Below are 6,554 nucleotides of genomic sequence, written 5' to 3'. Positions count from 1 at the left end.
CGGGGTTCACGGACGCGGGGCGCGTGGACCTCGTCGTGTACTCGCTGATCCGGGCGGACGTGGCGGGGGCGCACGTCAGCGGGAAGTGAGGGATGGCGGAGCCGACATCTTCCGTGTCCGCTTCGTTTGTCGGTGGTCCCTCGTAGCCTCGGGTCATGGACGAGGAACGGCACGAGACGCGGCTCGAGAGGCTGGGGCTGACCCCGGCCGAGCAGGCGCGCGTGCGCGGCCTCGTCGAACAGGTCGTTGAGCGGGACCGGACGATCGCGCGGGCCGAGGGTGAGAAGGCCGAGCTGCTGGCCCAGCTCGCGGAGATCGCGGACGCGGAGGGCCGGCGGTCGGTGGCGTCGGACGGCCCGGAGTATGCGCGGCGGGCGATGGCCGCCGAGGTCGCGGCCGCGACACGGGTCCACCCGTCGGCGGCGAAGAACCGGATCGAGCAGGCCGAACGCCTCACAAGCGACTACCCCGTCACGCACGAAGCGCTGAAGTCGGGGCGGATCTCGAAGCGGCACGCCGACGTCATCGCCGCCACCGGGGCGGGTCTCGACCCGGGCGCGCGGGCGTCGCTGGATGCCCTGGCGGTGCCGTTCGCCGAGACCCGGACACCGCGGGAGCTGGAGAAGATCACGCAGAAGCAGGCCGCGGTCCTCGCCCCGACATCCCTGCGGGAACGGCACCAGGCCGCGCGGGAGGAGCGTCGGGTCGTCGTGACCGATCGTGAGGACGGGATGAGCGAGCTGTGGGCGTATCTGCCCACGTTCGAGGCGCGCGCCATCTACGACCGCGCCACCGAGATGGCGAAGATCATCAAGACCGACCGGCGGCGAGCCCGCCGCGCGTTCGACCGCGACCACGGGTTCGCGCCCGAAGACGGATGGGCCGCCCCGGTGACCGGCACACTCGACGGCACCGACCCGGTCGCCGTCGCGGCGAGTGACAGGCGGACGATGGATCAGCTGCGGGCCGACCTGATCGCCGATGTCCTGCTGTCCGCGGAGCCGACCGGGCACGAGCTGCACGCCTCCGGCACCGGGGCGACCCTGACGGGGATCGCGGCAACGGTGCAGGTGACGATCCCGGTCACGCAGATCCTCGACCCGGACGAGGGAACGGCCTGGGCCGATGACGGCGGGCTCGTCTCGCCCGACACGGCCCGCATCGTCGCCGGGAGCGCGGCCGGGTGGGAGAGGCTGTTCGTGAGACCCGAGACGGGCGAGATCGTCGCGGTCGACCGGTATCGACCCTCGGAGGCGCAGCGGCGGGCGTTGATCGGGCGAGATATGACCTGCCGGTTCCCGGGATGCACGACCCCGGCGCGGAAGGCCGACCTGGATCACTCGCGGGAGTATGCCCGCGGCGGGCCGACCACGATCGAGAACCTGGCCGCGCTGTGTGAGCCACACCACATGATGAAGCATCACTCCGGGTGGCGGCTGCGGCAGGTCGGGGGCGGGGTGATCGAGTGGACGAGCCCTGCCGGGATGGTCTATACCGACGAGCCGGTGTCCCGGGTGTTCTTCCAGGAGACCCCGGAAGCCGCGGAGGACGAGGCGCGGGAGGAGCGGCGCGAGGCCGAGGAGGCGCGATGTGAGGAGCGGGCACGCGAGCGGCGGGAGATCGAGCGGGCGAGCATCGCGCGGGCGCTGGACCGGATCGAGGCCGAGCACGAGGCGCGGGAGCACGCGTTCGCCCAGGCCCTCGCGAACGGCGAAGTCGACATCCCCGACTGGGGCGAAGACGTACTCGGCTGAGCGGCCGCTGCCCCTACGCCCCGAGGCGCTTCACGATTCGGGCGGGGACGCCCGCGACGACGACGTCGTCCGGCACGTCCTCCGTGACGATCGAGCCGGCCGCGACGATGGATCCCGCGCCGATCGTGACGCCGCCGAGGATCGTCGACGACGCGCCGATCCAGGATCCGTCGCCGATCGAGATCGGGTCGTGGCGCACCGCGCCCGCCCGCTTCTCGTGCGGCCCGATGTCGTGCGTATCGGTCACGATCCGCACGAAGGGGCCGATGTTGACCCGGTCGCCGATCGTCGTCTGCGGCCGGATGTACGCGTCGCGGTTGATGAACACGTCATCGCCGATCGTCACGGGCGCCATGATCTCGGTCCCGCGATAGAAGTTCGGCCGATCGCCGATGCGGATCTCGGTGGAGTCGTTGTGGAGGAACTGCACCTGCTTGTGGATGCGGGCGTCCTCGCCCGTCGTCAGCACCATCGCGGCGTCACTCCACGGGCGCCAGAGGCGGCATGATCTCGAAGTCGCGGTCGCGTGCGATCGCGAGCCCATCGCGCATGCCGCGCCAGAGGTTTCCCCAGCCCTTCTTCGTGATCTTCCGCTCGACGAACGCCAGCCGGATCAGCTCCTTCGCGAACGTCGCCGCCGTCCCGATCGCGAACAGGACGGGACGGTAGTCGCCGTGCGCCGCGTAGTAGTGCGCCATGATGCCGCGATTGCGCATGATGTAGTAGCGGTACATGTCGCTCGACGCGTTGAGGTGCCGGGTGCCCATGTCCCACTGCTTGATCTCGCGCGTGCGCTGCAGCACGAACTCGTCGACGATCACACACGGCGTGCGCAGCGACGCCAGGTAGCCGTACACCGTGTCGTCCCAGTAGATGAAGAACCGCGGATCCGGCAGGCCGAGCTGCGCGACGAGGTCGCGGTGGATGAACATGCCCTCGAAGCAGCCCGAGTTCATCTCGCGGTAGCCCGAGTCGTCGAAGCCCGCCGGGGCGAAGGGGATCGGGATGCCGAGCGAGGTCGACACACGGTACTGCCAGTAGAACTCGGATCCGTCGTAGTCGTAGCGGCGCCCCTGGATGTGGCGGAAGCGCGGCGTCCACCGGCCCATGCGGGCGAGGCCGTCGGGGAGAACCTCGACGTCGTCGTCCATGAGCCAGATCCACGAGGCGCCCAGCTCATATGCCGTCTGCATGCCGGCGCTGAACCCGCCGGATCCGCCCGTGTTCTCGTCGAGACGGCGATAGACGATCTCCGCGCCCGCCTGCTCGCGCAGGCGCTCGACGACGTCCGCCGTGTCGTCGGTCGACGCGTTGTCGATGACGACGACGCGCCCCGGCTTCGGATCCATGCGGCCGACCGACTCGAGGTGGCGGGCGAGGAGAGCCGCGCGGTTGTAGGTGACGACGACGATCGTCGCGGTCGCGGGGTCGAAGGCGGGTGTCGTCACGTCGTCGGCTTTCTGGGAGGGGAGGGTCATGCGTCGGCCTCGAAGCTCGCGTTCCATTCTTCCTGAGCGACGAGCCGGGGGAGCGCCTCGCGGTACTCCCGCGCGAGGCGCGGCCACTCGCGCTGCAGGCGGCGGTGCAGACGGATCGAGTCGAGGAGCATGCCGCGGAACTTGCCGCGATCGCGCGTGTACACCTGCTTGCCGGATCCGTCGGCCGCGCTCACGAGCGCCGAGTCGAACGCCGGCACGCGCCACCAGTGCGCGTCCTCCTTGCCGAACTCGACCTCCGGCATCTCGACGTTCTCGGGCGCGGGGCGCCGCAGGAAGTGGCTCAGCAGGGCGCGGGCCGTGAAGATCCGCAGCTGCATCCCCGTCGGATTGTCGAGGTCGTGGCGCCGGCGCAGCTCGAACACCTGCCGCCCCCGCCGGGAGCGCAGCACCTCGTCCGGATCACGGTGCACGACGGTCTCCGGGAAGCGCTTCGCGAGCTCGCGCGCCTCCGGCATGCGCGTCGCGAGGGTGCGCCGCATGTGGTCCGGCCCCGACAGCACATCACGCAGGGCCCGGTTGCGCAGCGCCACCGGGTAGTACTGCATCATCAGCAGGTGCTTCAGGTCGACGCGCCTGCTGTGCCGGATGAGGGTGCCGCCGGCGGGCGCGGAGGAGTGCAGCAGCCCCGAGACGATGCGGTTGCGGGCGTGGAAGTACGCCTGCCAGTCGATCGCGTCGTCCTTGCCGACCCACGACACGTGCCACAGAGCCGCCCCCGGGAGCGTCACGGTCGGGAAGCCGGCGTCGCCCGCGCGGAGACAGAACTCGGCGTCGTCCCACTTGAGGAAGGCGGGGATCGGCAGGCCGACCTCCGCGATCACGGCCTTCGGGATGAGGCACATCCACCAGCCGTTGTAGTCGGCGTCCATGCGCATGTGCAGCATGGGTGACTGGCGCAGATTCGCCTCGCGGAAGTCGTGCGGCATCTGCTCCTGGTAGAGCGTGCGCCACATGAACGGCGCCTCGTCGACGACCTCGGCCCACGCGTGCAGGCGCGGACGGTCGAGCAGGTCGAACATGTGGGCGCCGACGATGACGGGCTTCGTGGCGTAGCGGGCGAAGACGACCGACCGCCGGATCGACTCGGGCTCGATGCGCACATCGTCGTCGAGGAGCTGCACGAAGTCGCTCTCTTCGCGCCGCATCGTCTCGCTCATCGCGCGGGCGAAGCCGCCGGATCCGCCGAGGTTCGGCTGCGTGAGGATCTGCAGCTGCTCGCCGAGCGCGTCGGCGAGCGCCGGGAAGTCGGGCTGCTCGTCGACGCGCTCGGTGCCCTGATCGACGAGGAAGATGCGGTCGACGACCGCGAGGACGTCGGGGCTGTCGGCGAGCGCCGCGAGCGTCTCGGTGCAGTAGCCCGGCTTGTTGTAGGTCGTGATGCCGAGCGACGCCTTGCCCGTGCGCACCGGCTCCGTGTCGGTCGACCACTCGGCGCCCGCCAGGACGACGGGCTCGCGATCGGCGACGATGTCGAACCAGATCCAGCCGCCGTCCGAGAACTGCGTGAGCGCGATGTCGAAGCTCGTCTCGGCCTCGCCCGTCACCTCGGCCGTGTCGAGGCGCTGCTGCACGCCGGATCCGTTCGAGCGGTACACGAGGATCGTCGCCGGCCCGTCGGTGCGCACCGTGAGCGAGATCGACCGCACGCTCGTCCAGTGCTGCCAGTACGACGCGGGAAAGGCGTTGAAGTAGCTGGCGAACGATGTGCGCCGTCCCGCGCCCACGCGCACGCTGCCGCGTCCGTGCACGTCGCCGATGTGGGCGTCGTTCGTGACCCGCACAGGCTTCTCATCGATCGTCGACCATGTGTCGGCGTCGACGTACAGCGACAGCAGGTCGGGGTCGCGGTCGGTGGGGAAGACGACGTTCTGGAGGACGAACGGCATAGGTGGCAGCTCCGGCGTGTTCGGTGGCGGCGGCCGCGCGCGGGGCGCGATGAGGCCGCCATGAGCCTACCGGGCGGATCCTCTGCGGTCCTGAGGCGCGGCCGGGCCGCCGACGGCGGGCGGGATCGGGGCCGTCGGATCCATGCGCGTACGCCACGAGCGCTCGCGCCCCGCCCGCACGGCGCACAGGACGAGGAGCATCCAGCCGAGGTCGCTGAACGTGTAGCTCTCGAAGACCGATTCGACGAGGAGCGCGACCAGCGTGAGGGGCAGCCAGGCGTACACGACGGAGCGCCGGTCCGCGGCGGCGAGCCACGCCCGCACGAGCGCGATCGCGCAGAACGCGCAGAACAGGAGCAGGCCCACCCAGCCGAGCTGGAGGAGCACATCGAGATAGGTGTCGAGCGCCGACGCGTTCGGCACGTCGAGCGACAGGTTGATGATGTTCGTCGGGAACGGCTCGCCCTCCCAGGTGCCGAACAGCCCCCACCCGTTGATCGGGCGGTGCCGCACCCACGAGATGACGGCGCTCCAGAGATCGGCGCGCGCCGCGAACCCCGAGCGCGCCGCGAAGAAGTCGATGATCTGGCGGTGCAGGAGGAGGGCGGCGACGAAGCCCGCCGTCGAGAGCGACGCGATCACGATGTTCGCGCGGCGTCGGCGCTCGCGCGGTGTCCGCCGCGCGAACGCGAGGGCGAGTTCCGCGAGCAGCAGCATCACGACGAGCACGAGAGCCGTCGGCGAGCCCGACAGCACGACGAGCAGGGCCGCGAGGGCGATCGAGTAGACGGCGATATGCCGTTCGACGGCCCGCGCGCGCCACTCGATCACGAAGGCGATGAGGGCGAGCACCGCGACGAATCCGAGCAGGTTGCGCGACGCGAACAGGCCCTGCACGGGCCCCCCGAAGGCGATCAGCCCCTCGACGCCGATCGTCGGGAACGGCACGTCGAAGACGATCCCCGACAGCACCTCGACCGCGAGGGAGGCGGTGAGGATCCATCGGAGCACGTCGCCCATCGCGCGCGCGATCTGCAGCGTGTCGCGCACATGGGCGATCGTGATCGCCACGACCGCCCAGCCGGCGAGCGAGAGCCAGGCCGCGATCGTGCGGGCCTGCGCGCCGTCGAGGCTCCACGCGACGCTCGCGAGCGCCCACACGATGAGCAGCGCGAGGCTCGTGGGGGCGAAGCCGATCAGCGAGAGCTCGTCGCGCCGGACGAACAGGATCGCGGTCCCGACCGCGGCGAGCCCTGCGACGATCGCGGCGAGCGTGACGATCCCGTTCACGTTGTGCACGGCCGTCGTCAGGAACGCCGCGGTGAGGGCCGTGAGGGTGTAGGCGCGGGCGAACGCCGCCGACCGGAGGTTGTCGGCGATCGCGTCGGCCGCCGCGCGGCGCATCGATGTCATGC

The 6,554-nt window shown here is 70.9% G+C and carries 5 protein-coding genes; 1 reads left to right on the top strand and 4 read right to left on the bottom strand.

Annotation, left to right across the window (positions count from 1 at the left end):
* The first annotated feature begins 155 nt into the window (after window positions 1-155).
* Window positions 156-1,754: an HNH endonuclease signature motif containing protein gene (locus GB932_RS18960; RefSeq protein WP_156762239.1), complete on the top strand. Its 1,599-nt coding sequence runs from the start codon at window positions 156-158 to the stop codon at window positions 1,752-1,754.
* A gap of 13 nt (window positions 1,755-1,767) precedes the next feature.
* Here GB932_RS18960 and GB932_RS19300 read toward each other — a convergent pair whose 3' ends face one another.
* The 4 genes from GB932_RS19300 to GB932_RS18940 all read right to left on the bottom strand — a co-directional run bounded on the left by GB932_RS19300 (window position 1,768) and on the right by GB932_RS18940 (window position 6,552).
* Window positions 1,768-2,226 carry a DapH/DapD/GlmU-related protein gene (locus GB932_RS19300; protein ID WP_231916311.1) on the bottom strand — a complete coding sequence of 153 codons (459 nt, stop codon included), beginning with the start codon at window positions 2,224-2,226 and terminating at the stop codon, window positions 1,768-1,770.
* A 7-nt stretch (window positions 2,227-2,233) separates the two neighbouring features.
* Window positions 2,234-3,232: a glycosyltransferase family 2 protein gene (locus GB932_RS18950; RefSeq protein WP_156762237.1), complete on the bottom strand. Its 999-nt coding sequence runs from the start codon at window positions 3,230-3,232 to the stop codon at window positions 2,234-2,236.
* Window positions 3,229-5,139 carry a glycosyltransferase gene (locus GB932_RS18945; protein ID WP_156762236.1) on the bottom strand — a complete coding sequence of 637 codons (1,911 nt, stop codon included), beginning with the start codon at window positions 5,137-5,139 and terminating at the stop codon, window positions 3,229-3,231. Before GB932_RS18945 ends, GB932_RS18950 begins: the two co-directional genes overlap by 4 nt.
* Window positions 5,140-5,205: 66 nt before the next feature.
* A complete protein-coding gene (locus tag GB932_RS18940; RefSeq protein ID WP_231916310.1) occupies window positions 5,206-6,552 on the bottom strand; it encodes an O-antigen ligase family protein in 1,347 nt (448 codons plus the stop codon).
* Between the last annotated feature and the right edge of the window lie 2 nt (window positions 6,553-6,554).

Origin of the sequence: Microbacterium karelineae, from assembly GCF_009745985.1 — a bacterium.
GTDB lineage: Bacteria > Actinomycetota > Actinomycetes > Actinomycetales > Microbacteriaceae > Microbacterium > Microbacterium karelineae.
This window is presented reverse-complemented; position numbering and strand designations above follow the sequence as displayed.